This is a genomic window from Providencia manganoxydans (genome assembly GCF_016618195.1).
In the GTDB taxonomy this organism is placed as follows: Bacteria; Pseudomonadota; Gammaproteobacteria; order Enterobacterales; family Enterobacteriaceae; genus Providencia; species Providencia manganoxydans.
Genome location: NZ_CP067099.1, coordinates 383,459 through 401,163, shown reverse-complemented (window position 1 = coordinate 401,163; position 17,705 = coordinate 383,459). Strand labels below are relative to the sequence as shown.

Genomic DNA, 17,705 nt, shown 5'->3' with positions numbered 1-17,705 from the left:
ATACCCTTTGACCGTCAGATATACAGCACTGAATCGGTGTCTATTTACCCTATAAATTAAAAAAATTTGTTTTCATCACTTTTAAACTGGATACTTATACAGTATAAATAGGTAAATAGTTCTCTCAATACCCACAAGATGGATATCACATGAATTCACCACCAATTCGCTGTCAATGGGTTAATCAAGACCCTGAATATATTGCCTATCATGATAATGAATGGGGTAAACCTACTAAAGATAACCAACAGTTATTTGAAATGATTTGCCTTGAAGGTCAGCAAGCAGGGTTGTCTTGGTACACGATTTTAAAAAAACGCCAAAACTATCGTGAACTCTTCCATCAATTTGATCCAAAAAAAGTGGCATTAATGACAGAAGGTGATGTTGAACGCTTAATGCAAGATCCACGCATTATCCGCAATCGAGCCAAAATTAACGCGATCATTGCCAACGCCAAAGCCTACCTGCAAATGGCAGAAAATGGAGAGGAATTTTCCAGCTTTATTTGGCAGTTTGTTAATAACCAACCCATTGTGAATCAATGGCGATCTTCTTCCCAAGTTCCCGCTGAAACTGCATTATCAAAAACACTGTCAAAAGCCCTTAAAAAGCGAGGGTTCAAATTTGTAGGCTCCATTACTTGCTACGCCTTTATGCAAGCTACTGGCATGATAAATGACCATTTAATGGGTTGCTGCCAATATAAATAAATTAGAACGAATTAGCATCACTTCGCGAACCAAAAGTAATATTCACTAGCTTATGATTAATTGACAAAGAGATTAAACTGAATGTTAATAGTTATTTAGAATTTAGTGTCAAGCATCAATCAGTTCTAGCGGTTGAACTCTGCGGTTTGGCGGAGTATGTTTTAAATTCTATTAACAACTTACTTAACAATATGTGAATAAATGAGATGATATTTTCTAAATTCGGTAATAAGTTCGCTCAAAATTCAGGTATCTCAACATTGATGAAAGACTTGAATGATGGCCTCAGAACCCCGGGAGCAATTATGCTTGGCGGTGGTAACCCTGCTCATATCCCTGAAATGGATGAGTATTTCCAAAAGCTATTAGCTGAAATGAGTGCAAACGGTAAGTTAACTGATACGTTGTGCAACTACGATGGGCCACAAGGCAAAGATGCCATGTTGAAAGCGCTAGCGGCAACCCTAAAAGCGAAACTAGGCTGGAATATCAGTGCAAAAAATATTGCGCTATCTAACGGCAGCCAAAGTGCGTTTTTCTACCTATTTAACTTGCTTGCTGGTCGTTTTGAAGATGGTATCACCCGTAAAGTCCTATTCCCTCTCGCCCCTGAATACGTTGGGTATGCGGACTCAGGCTTGGATGATGATTTATTTGTGGCAAACAAACCTCAAATTGAATATCTACCAAATGGTCAATTTAAATATCGGGTTGACTTCAATACATTAGAGGTCACTAAAGATATTGGGGTTATTTGTGTTTCACGTCCAACTAATCCCACTGGGAATGTGATCACTGATGAGGAAGTTGTACACCTTGATCAATTAGCCAAACAGCACAACATCCCATTATTGATTGATAATGCTTACGGTGTACCTTTTCCAGGCATTATCTTCAGTGAAGCTACCCCATTTTGGAATGATAATGTCATTCTTTGCATGAGCTTATCGAAGCTTGGCTTACCCGGCACTCGTTGTGGGATCATCATTGCTAACGAAGAAATCATTGAAGCAGTGAGTAATATGAATGGCATTATTAGCCTAGCTCCCGGCGGGATTGGCCCTGCATTAGCATTAGAAATGCTGCAACGCGATGAACTGATCTCTTTATCCCAAAATGTTATTGGCCCTTTTTATAAACAACGCGTGGAAGAGGTTATTAACATCATTCGCCGTTATATCCCGGAAGATAAATGCCTGATCCATAAACCTGAAGGCGCTATTTTCTTGTGGTTATGGTTTAAAGATTTGCCAATTACCAGTTTAGAACTTTACCAACGTTTGAAAAAACGCGGTGTATTAATGGTTCCGGGTCATTATTTCTTCCCCGGTATTGAAGAAAATTGGCCGCATGCTCACCAATGTATGCGTATGAATTATGTACCTGAGCCTGAAAAAATAGAGAAAGGTATCGCAATCCTCGCAGAAGAATTAGAGCTAGCTTACCAAACTGTTGAGTGCTGATAGCTGATATATCAATATCAAGTGACGGTGGGTTAAATCACACCGTCTTTTTACTGTTTATGATCCTAAAATCTACCACGCCCCAGAACACTAGCGTTTTATTTTAGGTAAAAAAAAAGCCCTTTTTAATTAAAAGGGCAAAAAATTAGCGAGAACTCCGTAATTAAGAATTACATTACGAATATCATTCATCTTCATTAAATCACTTTTCGTATCTATCCATTGATGGAATAAGCATCTTTTTTACTGCTATTTGAACGAATATACTCTAAATAATTCGAGATGCAGGTAGGCGACAAGTGAAGATAGGCGGGGGGCATAGATAAACTCTGTGACTCGACTCGCTGAGTGTAGTCAACAACCCTGCAACTTGAAGTATAACGAGTATATATATTTTTTCGTTGCCGCCCCATTACAGTGCCCAAAACAAAATAGCCAATAATTGTGGTGAGATAATACGCAGAAACATGGCTAAAGGATAAACTGTCGCATATGAAAGTGCCGGAGCACCACTGGTTGGGTGAATATTATTAGCAAATGCCAATGCAGGTGGATCCGTCATTGATCCCGCCAACACTCCACATAAACTGAGATAGTTCATTTTGCCAAAAATGCGTGCCACAAGACCAGTGATGAATAGTGGCACGAATGTAATCAGCAACCCGTAACCAATCCAAGTCAAACCATCACCTTTAATTAAGGTATCAATAAAACCTCCGCCGGAATTCAATCCAACAACGGCAAGAAACATCACTATTCCAAGTTCTCTTAAGGCGAGGTTAGCGCTTGGTGGCATAAACCAATATAGCCGCCCTATCGTACCGATACGGCCTAAAATCAGTGCAATCACTAAAGGTCCACCAGCCAAGCCTAGTTTTAAGGCCGCAGGAAAACCGGGTATAAAAATGGGTATAGAACCTAAAACAACCCCCAGACCAATACCAATAAAAACAGGTAACATTTGTACTTGTTGCAGTTTTTGTTTCGCATTCCCCAACAATGCGCTAACCGCTTCTATTGATTCAGGCCTCCCAACAATATTGAGAATATCGCCGAATTGCAGAGTCGAATTATTATTAGCAACAAGTTCAATACCCGCACGGTTAAGGCGAGTCACCACAACATCGTATTTTTGCTTAAGGTTAAGATCACGTAGACGTTTACTTAGCACCGCATCGTTGGTCACAACAACTCTTACCGAATGTAATGTAGAACCCGATGTTGATAATGATGCATCCACTTCTTCACCTAATATCAGGCGAACTTTATTGAGATCATCCTTTTGCCCTACAACATGAAGTAAATCTCCCAATTGAATTTCAGTTGTCGGTTGAGGAACCATTAGCATTTCGCCCCTTTTCAACCTTGAGCAAACTATCTCATCACTACCAAGCAAAGGTATGTCCTGCATCATAAGACCATCAAGGTTGGTATTACGTACCGCAATATTCATGGTTTGCAATGTTTCTCGTTGATGAATACTTTGGCTATTAAATGCAGAGGCTTCTTTATCAACAGCGATTCTAAAAATAATACGGATTAACCACATCACCAACAAAATACCGCAAATCCCCATGGGATAAGCCATCGCATAACCCATCCCCATTTGCCCAACTAATGTAGGGTCGGAACCTAAATCCGTTAAGATTTGCTGCCCTGCCCCTAATGAAGGCGTGTTAGTCACGGCCCCAGAAAAGATCCCTAAGATGATTGGCAACGGAATATTGGCGGATTTATAGATAATTGCAGTGACAATGGCCCCAAGCACAACGACTAATAAGGCAAAACCATTCAGTTTCAAACCGGATACGCGCAATGATGAAAAGAACCCAGGCCCAACTTGAATACCAATGGTATAAACAAACAAGATCAGACCAAACTCCTGAATGAAGTGCAGCATGTGTCGGTTTAACTGTAACCCATAACTTTGGGCAAAATGGCCAACAATTATCCCACCAAATAGCACGCCACCAATACCAAGGCCAACGTTGCGGATTTTCCAATTACCAATCCATAAACCCAGTGCAGCAGCCAACGCCAACAAACTCACAGTAAGAGCTAATTCACTCATAAACCGCTATCCTTTTGACGAAAAGTCACTAACAAAGTATTACGTTCAAGATAAAAACATGTAACTGAATCGATTGTGCCAAATAAAAACAAAGTAATATGTGCAATAGCACACAGTTCAAAGCAAATTAAAACGCCATATATGCGTATAAATTGATTATGTACATACAAATTAAACATTCACTGATACTAATTAACGTCTTTTACAAATAAAAATATTTAGTTTAAATATTTATCGATATTTCTAATACAAAACCAATGATTCATATTATGCTGTGGATTGTGAATTTTGCATTTTGAGCTATTATTGCCACATGAAACAATATGCTCTAAATAATTCAAAATGCGCGTAGGCGACAAGTGAGTGAAACGCTAGGAGTATAGAGTCTATGGGACTAGTGCTAATGAATGCAGTTCACAACACTGCCACTTGAAGTATAACGAGTATAATAGACGATGACATAGGTAAATGAATTATGGCTGTTTTATTGATTACAAGAATACTAGTGTGTTTCACCCCGCTGCTGCTCACCGGCTGCTCTAGTATTATGAGCCACGCAGGACCCAGTGATGGCTACTATCCAGGCTCAAAAAATAGTCTTGAAATGATTAAAGATGAAAACACGGGTTGGGTCATGCGCCCTTTATTAGCCATTGATTTACCGTTTACTGCTGTAATGGATACACTACTCATACCGCTTGATTATGTTAAAGCAGACAGTAATCCAGAAGAAGACTCGCCAAAGAAACGAATAGAAGCACTGGATAAACAAGCCAATGCAAAATCAAACCATAGCCAAATTAATTCTGAAAGTAACGTAAACTGATTTATTCAAATAAAGAGTAGCCAATTTTTAATTTATTCTTTTTGACACGAGTACTAAAAAATTATCAAATTAAAGCTATTAAATAATAATTAAAAAGTAGATAATTCGTTTTGCACTCATCATATTTTATATTGGCTACATTTAACCTACTAAAATACAACTAATCAGTGTTTACTCCTGAACCAACAATATAAATTTGCCTAAACCCCTCATTATCATCCCGCATATAAGCAATTAAACGGTCATCCGGTGAGAAAACAACAGCATCAGCAACAGGAGCAATTTCACTACGTTCAGTTAACCTACGCAGTTCACCTGAAGAAATATCACAACACATCACACTGTTATCACAGATAAAACTAATATGAGTTCCTTGACTATTCCAACTAAAAGCTGACTGGATAGGCGTAGTACTATAGGTGATTTGAGTAAGCTCACCTGTCGAGGTGGCTACCAGCCATAACTGCACAATACCGTCATCATCTTTCATCAAGCAGGCAATAAAACGCCCATCAGGGGAAGAACGTAACCAGTGTCTAGGCTGCTTTGCTAAGCCTGGATATCGGCGATCATGAGTAAAAGTCAATCGTTTCTGCTGCACACCTTTTGGTGGATACGGCATTTGTGATGTTGTTCCTTGTAGAGGAAACTCGCCTTGCTGCGTTAAGTCTTTTTGATCATCAGGAAGATCAACAATAAATACCTCAGGAACAATTTCTCCGTCTAATGAATGAGTATCTCCAATAAATGCAATCGCTCTCCTTTTCCAGCTTCCATCACTCTTTAAATATCCTTTTTGACCAATCCATCCTTCTTCATAAGCACGACTGATGTCATCGCTACCTTGCCGAGGCTCAAGTACCGTGTGGGTGATCACACAACAAAAGTATTCACCACTATATTCACGTGGGTGCTTTTTAGGCTCCACATTAACCGGATGTACAGGAGCCGCTATCGCAACATTACGCTGATCTAAATGAGCATCTTTTTCATGCATAACATGATCATTGTAAGTAAAACTTAACCACTGACCATCAGGACTGAAAACATGAACATGCGTACCACCACGCAATGCTCCTGCGATATAAGGTGACGTAATGCACATCGCATCAATCGGATGCGCTTTACCTAAATTATCATCACTAACATATACCCCTTTTCGATGATGAAAATCATATTGCCATTGTTCATCAGGGAATTCAGGACCATGAATAAAAGCATAGCGAGGGGGATTTTCAGCACTGACAGTGACGACACCAACATGTGCACCATGTTTTGCTCGATAAATTTCCTGCTGCTTCTGACTATTCACATGAACTTTTTCTATTGTTAGCCCAGTAAATGAGCTACCACTAGGGCGCACGTCATACGCTAGCCATTGGCTATCCGGAGTCCAAACATTAATATTAGTAAGCTGATGACTGCGTTTATCATGAGTAATTTGCGTTTCTTTGTAGGGAAGTTTACCGTTCAATATGTTATCCTTTGACATCCGTTAATATAGCTATCGGATTACTTTAACTAATCCATTTTGCAAGGCACTAGAAAATCTCAGTCGAGAATTTCTATAAGTAATATTACCCTTTAGCAATCACTTTAGTGTCGAATAGAATCATTATGTTATTAAGTGTTCTCTATATAATAGGTATTACCGCAGAAGCCATGACTGGGGCTCTCGCTGCTGGCCGACGTAAAATGGACGTCTTTGGTGTCATCATTATTGCATCAGCAACGGCCATTGGTGGTGGTTCTGTTCGCGATGTCTTGCTCGGTCATTATCCATTAGGCTGGATAAAAAACCCCGAATATATTCTCACTGTTGCTGGTGCTGCCATCGTGACTATCTGGATTGCACCTATGATGAAGCATTTACGCCGTCTATTCCTCATTTTAGATGCTATTGGCTTAATTGTATTTTCAATTCTTGGTGCTCAAATCGCCCTTGATATGAATTATAGCCCAGTCATCGCAGCGATCGCAGCCGTCATCACTGGCGTATTCGGTGGCGTACTACGCGATATGCTCTGTAATACCATCCCTCTTGTGTTCCAAAAAGAAGTTTATGCAGGTGTCTCTTTTGCCGCTGCATGGTTATACATTGGGCTTTTATATACGCCATTGCCGCAAGATATCGTCGTTATCATCACCCTTGTTGCTGGTTTAAGCGCTCGACTTCTAGCAATACGCTATCGTTTAGGGCTCCCCATTTTTAACTACGAAAGTCAAGACTAAATCGCTTATAAGCCACCTTAGTGCCCTCAAGTAGGTGGCTTTACTTTTAGATCACCAATAATAAGTAATGCTTCCTGTATCTCAGGTATTAACAGCCACCTTTCTAGCTTCTTCTTCGACTCCAGACTTAATCCTAAACTATTTATAAAGACAGCATCGTTGAGCTGACTTAGCTCTGAAAAAAAAGACAAATACTTATCGTTTAGAGGGATCCCTAAGCCTTTTAACCAGTTTTTTAATGGCTGTTTATAAGCATTTCGAAACTGTACTATCAATTTTGCCACTTTCTTGGAATTAGGTAGATTATTTTGCCAATTTGTTGATAACCATGCTGTCAAACTTGTCAGTTGATGATTCTCAACCCATTCACGCCATGTTCCCTCACTAATTCCTTTTATTTTTAGTTGCTTACCTAGCCAATTTAAACGAGCAACAAATTGCTGATAGCAGTGAGGCTTCGCAGTAAAACAGCTGAAAAAATGAAATTGGCTAAACAAAGAGGTATCCAGTACTTTGCGCTGCTGAGGGCGCCAAATAACCGATTCTAGTTTAGGGATCCCATGCCCTGCCAGCCCTACTTGTATCATATCTCCAGCGACTACATCTTTTTTATGCCAAGCACTTAACGGCCCTAAACTCACTCGATGTACTACTTTACTATCTAATTCAATTGGCTCAATTTCCGCGACAACACTTACCCGCCCAGTTCTACCCACATGGAAGCTAAGCTCAATAACGGTGGATAGCCTGCTCTTGTGCGGATGCTTCCAAGCAACTGCCCAACTATTACTATTGGCTTGCCATGCATCCACTTGTGGTGTGGGAAATGATTTCAACACAATACCATCTGTCGCAAAGGGCATCGATTGCTGATAATAATGCTGCTGCCAAACCCTCACTTGATCCATATTTTCTATTTTGTGGCTATGCTGTTGGCTTAATGTGAATCCTAAATTAGCTAGCTGCTCCCATTGTTGTTTGCCATTTTTGGGTCCATTAGGCCATGCCCAAATAAATACACCGATATTGTTTTCAGGTATTTCAGGCACCGTTTTACGCATTAACCAACCTGCAATTTGATTGCGTGCATTAACCCCACCTTTTGATTGTTGGATATGGTTTTCTAGTCGCCAAAATAGCTCCCCCTGAAATATTAACAGAGGCCGTGATGTCAATATTTCTTTAGGTAATGAGGGAATAAAGTCAGCTTTACCCCTCCACTCCAACCCTTCAATACCATTACCACGGCTGATCATCGACACGAGCTTCCCTTGCTTATAGACCAATGAAACTGCGACACCATCTAATTTAGGTTGTAGCCAGACATTTGTTCTTGTATCCAGCCAATGCTCAATCTCCATTTCATTGAGTTTTTTCAAGCCTGTATGTGCAACAGGGTGCTTAGTGACTCGCTGTTCCGTTGATAAATTTAATAATGGCAATTCAGTCGGTAGGTTTTGGCATGCTTGCCAATGTTGCCAAGTATTGAAAAGTTGATCATAAGTTTCATCGTTAATAGGACTACTGCCCGATAAGCGATATAAACGGTTCCAATGTTGTAGTTGCAAGCCTAACCTTTGGCTTTCTGTCTCTATTGCTGTTTGATTCATCATTGAGCAATGACTTGCGGATGAATAACGACTGTAAAAAATACCGACCCCAAATACCCAAAATATAAGTAGACACTGTTTTCCTAGAGCAAAAATCCTTTTCACATAATAGCCCCCATCAAGTTTTAACCATCGTAATATGCACCAATTGTGAAGCGATATGTCAAAACTTGTTGGTATTTTCACCTGTTATACAAAACACTTCGCAAAAGGAATGTATTTTGTGAAAAACAATAAATATTTTCTGGTACAGCTTCGCAAATCATCTATTTATTAAATTAATTGCGCTATATACTCTAGATAATTCAAGGACAACAAAGTAATAATAAGTACGCCATAACATGACAAAGTTTTCTCTGAGTAGAATGACTCACATTTAGTGTAAGTTAAAAGATGGCAAATAAATGGTACTTGAATGATAACTATTGAGAACGCTGTATGTTGGTCTAAGTCCGTGTATACTATGTGGGGTTAATCACCTTCATTTATATTTAACTCTCGAGCATTCAAGAAATCATCATGATACAAGGCACTTTATATATTGTTTCTGCACCAAGCGGCGCAGGTAAATCCAGCCTCATTCAGGCGTTGCTGAAAACACAACCGTTGTATGACACTCAAGTCTCTGTTTCTCATACAACAAGACCCGCACGCCCTGGTGAAGTACATGGTGAACATTATTTCTTTGTTTCTGAAGCTGACTTTTTAGCCATGGTAGAGAAAAATGAGTTCTTAGAACATGCCTGCGTTTTCGGTAATTACTATGGAACTTCACGACCTATTATTGAAGAAGTGCTCAAAAGCGGAGTCGATGTTTTTCTTGATATCGATTGGCAAGGCGCACAACAGATCCGTACAGCAATGCCTGAAGCACGTAGTATTTTTATACTACCACCATCAAAAGATGAGCTTTATCGGCGTCTACGCGGTCGTGGCCAAGATAGTGATGAAGTTATTGAAAAGCGTATGTCGCAAGCCGTTGGTGAAATCGAACATTACAATGAGTATGACTATCTGATTGTCAATGATGATTTCAACACCGCATTAAGCGATTTGCAGGCAATCATTCGTACCGAGCGTCTAAGATTAGCCCGTCAAGTTCAACGACATGATGCTTTAATCAGCAAATTGCTGGCAGACTGAGAATAGTTTCAGTATCATATCAGGTCATTTTTTTATTTCTTTTGGAGTAGCACACTTATGGCACGCGTAACTGTTCAAGACGCAGTAGAAAAAATTGGTAACCGCTTTGACCTCGTACTGGTCGCGGCTCGCAGAGCTCGTCAGTTACAAGCAGGTGGTAAAGATCCTTTAGTTCCTGAAGAAAACGATAAATTCACTGTTATCGCTCTACGCGAAATAGAAGAAGGTTTAATCAACGGTCACATACTGGATGTACGTGAACGTCAAGAACAGCAAGAGCAAGAAGCGGCTGAAATGCAAGCAGTTTCTGCTATCGCTGAAGGTCGTCGCTAATTACTAAGGTGGGTCTGCCTTGTATCTGTTTGAGAGCCTAAATCAAGTAATTCAGAAGTATCTTCCTAAGGAACAGATTGAATTACTGAAAAAAGCCTATGTTGTTGCACGGGATGCCCATGAAGGACAAACCCGTTCGAGTGGTGAGCCATATATTACTCATCCAGTTGCTGTAGCTTGCATCCTTGCTCAAATGCGCTTGGATCATGAAACACTTATGGCGGCGCTACTTCATGATGTGATTGAAGATACTCCAGCGACATTTCAGGACATAGAAGAGCTATTTGGCACCACTGTTGCGGGCCTCGTTGAAGGTGTCTCTAAACTAGATAAACTCAACTTTCGCGACAAAAAAGAAGCTCAAGCAGAAAACTTCCGCAAAATGATCATGGCGATGGTTAAAGACATTCGCGTCATTTTGATAAAACTGGCAGACCGCACTCATAATATGCGAACGCTTGGCTCCTTAAGGCCAGATAAGCGTCGACGCATTGCAAGAGAAACCTTAGAAATTTACAGCCCTCTAGCGCATCGTTTAGGTATCCACCACATCAAAACAGAGCTTGAAGAGCTCGGTTTTGAGGCGCTATATCCAAACCGTTATCGTGTTATCAAAGAAGTGGTTAAAGCCGCTCGTGGTAACCGTAAAGAAATGATCCAAAAAATCCTTTCTGAGATCGACGGACGCCTCACCGAGGCGGGTGTCCCCTGTCGAGTCAGTGGACGCGAGAAACACCTTTACTCTATCTATCGCAAAATGCATCTTAAAGAGCAGCGTTTCCATTCAATTATGGATATCTATGCCTTCAGGGTGATCGTGAAGGATGTGGATACCTGCTACCGTGTGTTAGGGCAGATGCACAATCTATACAAGCCACGTCCTGGCCGTATCAAAGATTATATTGCCATCCCTAAAGCTAACGGCTATCAATCATTGCATACCTCATTGATTGGTCCACATGGTGTCCCTGTCGAGGTACAAATTCGTACTGAAGATATGGATCAAATGGCTGAAATGGGGGTCGCTGCGCACTGGGCATATAAAGAGCAAGGCGAGCAAGGCACAACGGCACAAGTTCGTGCACAACGTTGGATGCAAAGCCTACTTGAATTGCAACAGAGCGCAGGCAGCTCTTTTGAATTTATCGAAAGCGTTAAATCTGATTTATTCCCTGACGAAATCTATGTATTCACACCAGAAGGCCGAATTGTTGAGCTACCAACAGGTGCGACACCTGTAGATTTCGCTTATGCCGTCCATACTGATATTGGCCATGCTTGTGTTGGGGCACGGGTTGATCGCCAACCTTATCCGCTGTCTCAATCGCTCACTAGTGGCCAAACCGTTGAAATAATTACGGCTCCAGGTGCAAGGCCAAATGCTGCTTGGCTAAACTTTGTGGTCAGCTCAAAAGCACGTGCAAAAATTCGTCAGCTGTTAAAAAACCTTAAACGAGAAGACTCTATTAATTTAGGTCGCCGTTTATTAAATCATGCACTGGGTACAGGCAATAAACTCAGCGATGTGCCGCAAGCGAATATTGACCTTGAATTGGCACGCATGAAACTGAATTCAATTGATGACTTACTCGCAGAAATAGGTTTAGGTAATGCGATGAGTGTCGTGGTTGCGCGTAACTTGCAAAGCAACCCACAAGTCACGCCAGAAGACGAGCCAGCAGTTACCGCTCGCAATAAGCTGTCAATCAAAGGTGCTGATGGCGTTCTGATCACTTTTGCTAAGTGTTGCCGTCCTATCCCTGGTGACCCTATTATTGCTCATATCAGCCCAGGTAAAGGGTTAGTGATCCACCATGAATCATGCCGTAATATTCGAGGCTACCAAAAAGAGCCGGATAAATTTATGGCTGTAGAATGGGATACAGACACCAATACTGATTTTATCGCTGAAATCAAAGTCGATATGATTAACCACCAAGGTGCTCTGGCAAATTTAACCGCAGCCATCAATGATGCAAACTCTAGCATTCAAAGTATGAATACCGAAGAGAAAGATGGTCGTGTTTATTGTGCCTTTATCCGTTTAACAACTAAAAACCGCGTTCAATTAGCGAATGTGATGCGGAAAATCCGTATCATGCCTGACGTATTGCGTGTTAGTCGAAACCGTAATTAAAGATACCTGTAATTAACTATGAATGAACGCCGCTATCGCCGCATTTGCCAAATGATGGCGATGCGGCAACCAGATCTCACTCTTTGTCTCGAAGAAATCCATAAACCCCATAATGTTTCAGCTATCGTGCGCAGCGCAGATGCTGTTGGGATCCATCAAATTCATGCGATTTGGCCCGACCAACAAGTTAAACTTTCTGTCTCTTCTGCTGCTGGCAGCAACAGTTGGGTAAAAGTGATCCCTCATGTCTCAACAGAAGACGCCATTTCACAGATAAAATCACAAGGAATGCAAGTTCTGGTTACGAATCTATCAGAGCATGCTGTCGATTTTCGTGAAATTGATTATACACAACCAACCTGTATTATGATGGGGCAAGAAAAAAAAGGCATCTCGACTAAAGCCCTTGAACTCGCAGATCAGCATATCATCATACCGATGGTTGGCATGGTGCAATCACTCAATGTCTCTGTCGCATCAGCACTGATCCTCTATGAGGCACAGCGCCAACGTCAATTAGCCGGTATGTATGATAGGGAAGACAGTTTACTTTCTGCTCAAGAGCAACAAGAATGGTTATTTGAAGGCGGTTACCCTGTTCTTGCAGAAGTTGCTAGGCGCAAAGGTCTGCCTCGACCTTATATTAATCACCAAGGACAAATCGAAGCTGAAGAGTCTTGGTGGGCACAAATGCAACTAACCGAAAAAATGAGAAAGAAATCATTGTATTCTAAATAATTTGAGATATTGCTAAACCACAAGAGAGCCAGTCGCTGGGCTGTTGACCTTTTTAGTTGTCAAAATCTTAGTTGTAAAAATCAGCATCGAAGATCCCCAGTAGTATAGAAACACGGTGATGAATAACGAATGTATACAGTTACCATATGAAAGACGCAGCAACTTGACGTATGACGAAAATAGGTTAAAGGAGAGCCAATGAATAGCGGGCTGCTTGATACAATTTCACTGACCACTTTACATGGTGTAGGTGCCAGCCAATCAGAAAAATTAAGTAAAATTGGCCTCAATACTGTTCAAGATTTACTGTTACATCTCCCTTTACGTTACGAAGATCATACTCGCCTCTACCAAATTCGTGATCTACTACCGGGTACCACCGCAACCATTGTCGGGGAAGTACTACAAACGAAAGTCGTGTTTGGTCGTAAACGTATGCTGACCTGCTTAATTAGCGATGGAACCGGTAATTTAACCCTACGTTTTTTCAATTTTTCGGCAGCAATGAAAAATAGCCTTGCTGAAGGTCGTCATGTTATCGCTTATGGCGAGGTTCGCCGTGGTAATTCAGGACCAGAAATCATTCACCCCGAATACAAAGTATCCCAAGATACGACGAATATCGCGCTACAAGAGTACCTAACCCCTGTGTATCCCACCACTGATGGGGTAAGGCAGGCAACACTCAGAAAGTTGATTGAGCAAGCTTTAGTGCTGCTAGAAAGCGGACAACTAAAAGAGTTACTCCCCGAAGAACTTAGTCGAGGCTTAATTAGCCTTCCTGATGCAATCCGCCTATTACATACACCACCAGCTAATGTCGCTTTAAGTGAATTAGAAAAAGGCCAACATCCAGCCCAAAAGCGTTTGATATTGGAAGAGCTCCTTGCTCATCACTTAAGTATGTTAGCCATTCGTGCTGGTAATCAACGATTGTATGCTCAGCCTATGCCTACAACAGCGCAATTAAAACCACAATTTTTATCGCAACTGCCTTTTTCTCCGACCAATGCGCAAACTCGAGTGGTTGCTGAGATAGAGCAAGATCTCGCGAAAGATGTACCGATGATGCGTTTAATTCAAGGTAATGTTGGCTCAGGTAAAACGCTTGTCGCGGCTCTCGCTGCGTTATCTGCGATTGAAAATGGTAAACAAGTGGCCTTAATGGCACCCACTGAGATTTTAGCTGAACAGCACGCAAATAATTTCAAACAGTGGTTTGAGCCATTAGGGATCAAAGTTGGCTGGTTGGTTGGCAAGCAAAAAGGCAAGGCACGCCAACAACAGCAGGATGCTATCGCCAGCGGTGAAGTGAGTATGGTTATCGGTACCCATGCCCTTTTTCAAGAACATGTCGTTTTTCAGGCATTGGGGCTAGTTATTATTGATGAGCAACATCGTTTTGGTGTACATCAACGCCTTGCCTTACGTGAAAAAGGTGAGTTGCAAGGGTTTCATCCACATCAATTAATCATGACAGCAACCCCCATTCCACGCACACTGGCGATGACAGCCTATGCTGATATGGATACTTCAGTTATTGATGAATTACCACCGGGCAGAACCCCTGTCACGACCGTTGCTATCCCTGATACACGGCGTAACGATATTATTGAGCGAGTTAGGCAGGCTTGTATTGATGAAGGTAGGCAAGCTTATTGGGTATGTACTTTAATTGATGATTCAGAGGTACTTGAAGCACAAGCAGCACAAGTAACCAGTGAAGAACTGGCTCTCGCACTTCCTGAATTAAACGTTGGGTTGGTACACGGCCGAATGAAGCCAGCTGAAAAACAAAGCATTATGGCCGCGTTTAAAAATAATGAAATTCAGCTACTGGTCGCAACTACCGTTATCGAAGTTGGTGTTGATGTACCTAATGCAAGCTTAATGATCATTGATAACCCTGAACGACTAGGGCTTGCTCAATTACACCAATTAAGAGGGCGCGTAGGCCGAGGCGCCATCGCTTCTCACTGTGTACTCCTTTATAAAACACCATTAACACATACCGCCAAACAACGTTTGCAGGTGTTACGTGACAGCAACGATGGTTTCGTGATTGCTCAAAAAGATCTGGAAATCAGAGGACCGGGAGAGTTATTAGGTACTCGCCAGACAGGCAACGCCGAATTTAAAGTGGCGGATTTGCTGCGAGATCAACACATGTTGCCAGAAGTGCAACGTGTCGCACGCCATATTCAGCAGCACTACCCAGAAAATGCTAAATTGCTGATTGAAAGATGGCTACCTGAACGCGAGCAATATAGCCAAGCTTAATTTAATTATCGTTCTATAAATACCTTAGTGTTTTTGGTAAAAATTAAAGTACACAACCAAAAGAGATAGTGGAACATGAAGATACAAATCTTAATTGGTAGTGTCCGGCAAACCCGAATAGGCCCTCAGATAGCGCGCTGGGTTAAGGATATTACTGAAAAAAAATTCCTTACAGAAATCGTTGATCTTAAAGATTGGCATTTACCGATGGATGATGAACCCTATCTTCCTGCTGAAGGAATATATACCCAAGAACATACAATTGCTTGGAGCAACAAAATTTCTGAGGCTGATGCTTATATTTTTGTTTTTCCACAATATAACTGGGGATATCCAGCGGCATTAAAAAATGCGATAGATCATTTGTATAAAGAGTGGGACAACAAACCCGCCTTAATGGTTAGTTATGCAAATCGAGGTGGAGGAAAAGCCGCAGAGCAATTGCAACAAGTTTTACAAGGAATTCATATGCGTATTACGGAAACTAACTTAGAAATTAAACTATCCGACGTTAATTTCTCACCTTCCGATAGTGATACCGACTATCCCGAGTCACTCTATCATTATGAAGATGAACTGGTTTCAGCACTCAATCAGCTGAACTTGTTATACCGATCACGCTAACCGCTTAATAATACTTCCTATAAACGAAAATTGCCGTGAACTATATTCACGGCAATACCTGCTATTTATATGATTTATAATTAGTTAACTAACCACTGAAGGGAATACAGGTAACATTAAGTACAGCTTAATCACAATCGCATTGACGATATCAATAAAGAATGCGCCAACCATTGGGACAACTAAGAATGCAAGATGTGATGGACCAAATCTATCTGTCACAGCCTGCATGTTTGCAATCGCGGTTGGTGTTGCACCTAAACCGAAGCCACAATGCCCTGCCGCTAATATCGCCGCATCATAGTTTTTACCCATGACTCGGAAAGTGACAAAAATCGCATAACCCGCCATAACACAAGCTTGAACGACTAAAATGATCAGCATTGGGATAGCTAAGGAAGCTAGCTCCCAAAGCTTCAAGCTCATCAGTGCCATCGCAAGAAATAGTGACAGACTGACGTTACCTAAAACAGAAACCGCACGGTCAAACACGCGGTAGAAACCAGCTAAAGATAGGCTGTTACTTAAGATCACACCGACAAACAGCACACAGACAAATTTAGGCAGTGCATACGCGGTACCAGATAATAGTGATTCAATGTAGCTACCCGCCATCAAACAAATTGCAATCATAGCAATGGTTTCAATCAATACCATTGATGTGATCATACGACCTGATTGTGGTTTCTCAAATGCTGTTGGTACATCTTTATCATCATTCGCTGTACCCGGTGTTGGGATGTTACGAATGAGAAAACGTGCAACAGGACCACCGATTAAGCCACCGAGGACCAATCCAAACGTTGCACACGCCATGGCAACTTCTGTTGCACTTTGAAAACCGTAGCTGTCTGTAAATATTTTACCCCAAGCTGCACCTGTACCGTGCCCACCCGATAAGGTGATAGAGCCAGCAAGAAGTCCCATAAGAGGGTCAAGACCCAATAATTTGGCTAAGGCGATACCGACAGTATTTTGTACTAACAGTAACCCTACAACCACAAAAATAAAGATAAACAGTGCCTTACCACCGGCTTTCAAACTGGCTAAGTTTGCGTTTAAACCAATTGTCGCAAAGAATGCCAACATCATTGGCTCTTGTAATGACAAGTCAAATGACAGGCTCCAATCAAATACTTGTTTAATCACCAGTAAACTAAAAGCCACTAATAATCCGCCTGCAACAGGCTCTGGGATAGTATATTTTTCGAGGAAAGGAACTGATTTTACAAGTTTACGTCCGAGCAATAGCACAAGCGTAGCCGCCACCAGCGTACCGTAGACATCGAGATGATACATTTACGTACCTCGTCTGTTGTTAATATTATTCAAATTTATTTAAAACCAATTAGACGTTAATTTCATCCTTAAAACGCCAAAAGCAGGTACCCGAATTAGAAAAAAAATCGGAGATAAACACAAGTTAAAACATATAAAAATGTGAAGTTACTTATCTATATATGGATAAATATTTTTCACGCAAACGATTGCTTTTTAAATTACTCGCTTTACAATACTTTTTTTGTTGGTAGAGA

At 41.2% G+C, this 17,705-nt stretch carries 14 protein-coding genes; 10 read left to right on the top strand and 4 right to left on the bottom strand.

Translation table 11 applies throughout. The annotated features are described in order from the left end of the window. Positions 1-149: 149 nt before the first annotated feature. Positions 150-713: a DNA-3-methyladenine glycosylase I gene (locus tag JI723_RS01755; RefSeq protein WP_272580486.1), complete on the top strand. Its 564-nt coding sequence runs from the start codon at positions 150-152 to the stop codon at positions 711-713. A 206-nt stretch (positions 714-919) separates the two neighbouring features. After that, on the top strand, positions 920-2,176 hold the full coding sequence (locus JI723_RS01750) for a valine--pyruvate transaminase (protein WP_140179656.1): 1,257 nt from the start codon (positions 920-922) through the stop codon (positions 2,174-2,176). A gap of 412 nt (positions 2,177-2,588) precedes the next feature. Here JI723_RS01750 and JI723_RS01745 read toward each other — a convergent pair whose 3' ends face one another. Further along, entirely contained in the window at positions 2,589-4,247 is a 1,659-nt protein-coding gene (locus tag JI723_RS01745; protein ID WP_272580487.1) for a putative transporter, read from the bottom strand. Between the two features lie 475 nt (positions 4,248-4,722). On the opposite strand from JI723_RS01745, the gene JI723_RS01740 reads away from it, so the two are divergent. Then, positions 4,723-5,073, top strand: coding sequence for a YceK/YidQ family lipoprotein (locus JI723_RS01740; protein ID WP_140186280.1), 351 nt, complete (start codon positions 4,723-4,725; stop codon positions 5,071-5,073). 160 nt (positions 5,074-5,233) lie between these two features. Here the strand turns inward: JI723_RS01740 and JI723_RS01735 are convergent, their stop codons facing one another. After that, the gene (locus JI723_RS01735; protein WP_272580488.1) at positions 5,234-6,565 is read right to left on the bottom strand and encodes a YidR family protein; all 1,332 of its coding nucleotides are present in this window, start codon (positions 6,563-6,565) and stop codon (positions 5,234-5,236) included. Between the two features lie 125 nt (positions 6,566-6,690). On the opposite strand from JI723_RS01735, the gene JI723_RS01730 reads away from it, so the two are divergent. After that, positions 6,691-7,305, top strand: a complete 615-nt coding sequence (locus tag JI723_RS01730; RefSeq protein WP_070929419.1) for a trimeric intracellular cation channel family protein — start codon at positions 6,691-6,693, stop codon at positions 7,303-7,305. A gap of 26 nt (positions 7,306-7,331) precedes the next feature. On the opposite strand, the gene ligB is transcribed toward JI723_RS01730, so the two are convergent. After that, positions 7,332-9,020, bottom strand: a complete 1,689-nt coding sequence (gene ligB / locus JI723_RS01725) for an NAD-dependent DNA ligase LigB (protein WP_272580489.1) — start codon at positions 9,018-9,020, stop codon at positions 7,332-7,334. A 414-nt stretch (positions 9,021-9,434) separates the two neighbouring features. Here ligB and gmk point away from each other — a divergent pair, with 414 nt between their 5' ends. The 6 genes from gmk to JI723_RS01695 all read left to right on the top strand — a co-directional run bounded on the left by gmk (position 9,435) and on the right by JI723_RS01695 (position 16,170). Beyond that, the gene (gmk, locus tag JI723_RS01720; protein ID WP_070929421.1) at positions 9,435-10,058 is read left to right on the top strand and encodes a guanylate kinase; all 624 of its coding nucleotides are present in this window, start codon (positions 9,435-9,437) and stop codon (positions 10,056-10,058) included. 57 nt (positions 10,059-10,115) lie between these two features. Next, entirely contained in the window at positions 10,116-10,391 is a 276-nt protein-coding gene (gene rpoZ, locus JI723_RS01715) for a DNA-directed RNA polymerase subunit omega (protein ID WP_070929422.1), read from the top strand. 19 nt (positions 10,392-10,410) lie between these two features. Then, positions 10,411-12,528 (top strand): bifunctional GTP diphosphokinase/guanosine-3',5'-bis pyrophosphate 3'-pyrophosphohydrolase, encoded by a 2,118-nt coding sequence (gene spoT / locus JI723_RS01710; RefSeq protein WP_070929423.1) that lies wholly within the window; start codon positions 10,411-10,413, stop codon positions 12,526-12,528. Between the two features lie 18 nt (positions 12,529-12,546). Continuing rightward, positions 12,547-13,266, top strand: coding sequence for a tRNA (guanosine(18)-2'-O)-methyltransferase TrmH (gene trmH / locus JI723_RS01705; protein ID WP_070929424.1), 720 nt, complete (start codon positions 12,547-12,549; stop codon positions 13,264-13,266). Positions 13,267-13,464: 198 nt separating this feature from the next. Then, positions 13,465-15,546 (top strand): ATP-dependent DNA helicase RecG, encoded by a 2,082-nt coding sequence (gene recG, locus JI723_RS01700; RefSeq protein ID WP_337979742.1) that lies wholly within the window; start codon positions 13,465-13,467, stop codon positions 15,544-15,546. Positions 15,547-15,621: 75 nt separating this feature from the next. Continuing rightward, complete coding sequence (locus tag JI723_RS01695; protein ID WP_272580491.1) at positions 15,622-16,170, top strand: NADPH-dependent FMN reductase; 549 nt, start codon at positions 15,622-15,624, stop codon at positions 16,168-16,170. 84 nt (positions 16,171-16,254) lie between these two features. On the opposite strand, the gene gltS is transcribed toward JI723_RS01695, so the two are convergent. Then, the gene (gene gltS / locus JI723_RS01690; RefSeq protein ID WP_070929426.1) at positions 16,255-17,469 is read right to left on the bottom strand and encodes a sodium/glutamate symporter; all 1,215 of its coding nucleotides are present in this window, start codon (positions 17,467-17,469) and stop codon (positions 16,255-16,257) included. Positions 17,470-17,705 lie beyond the last annotated feature (236 nt).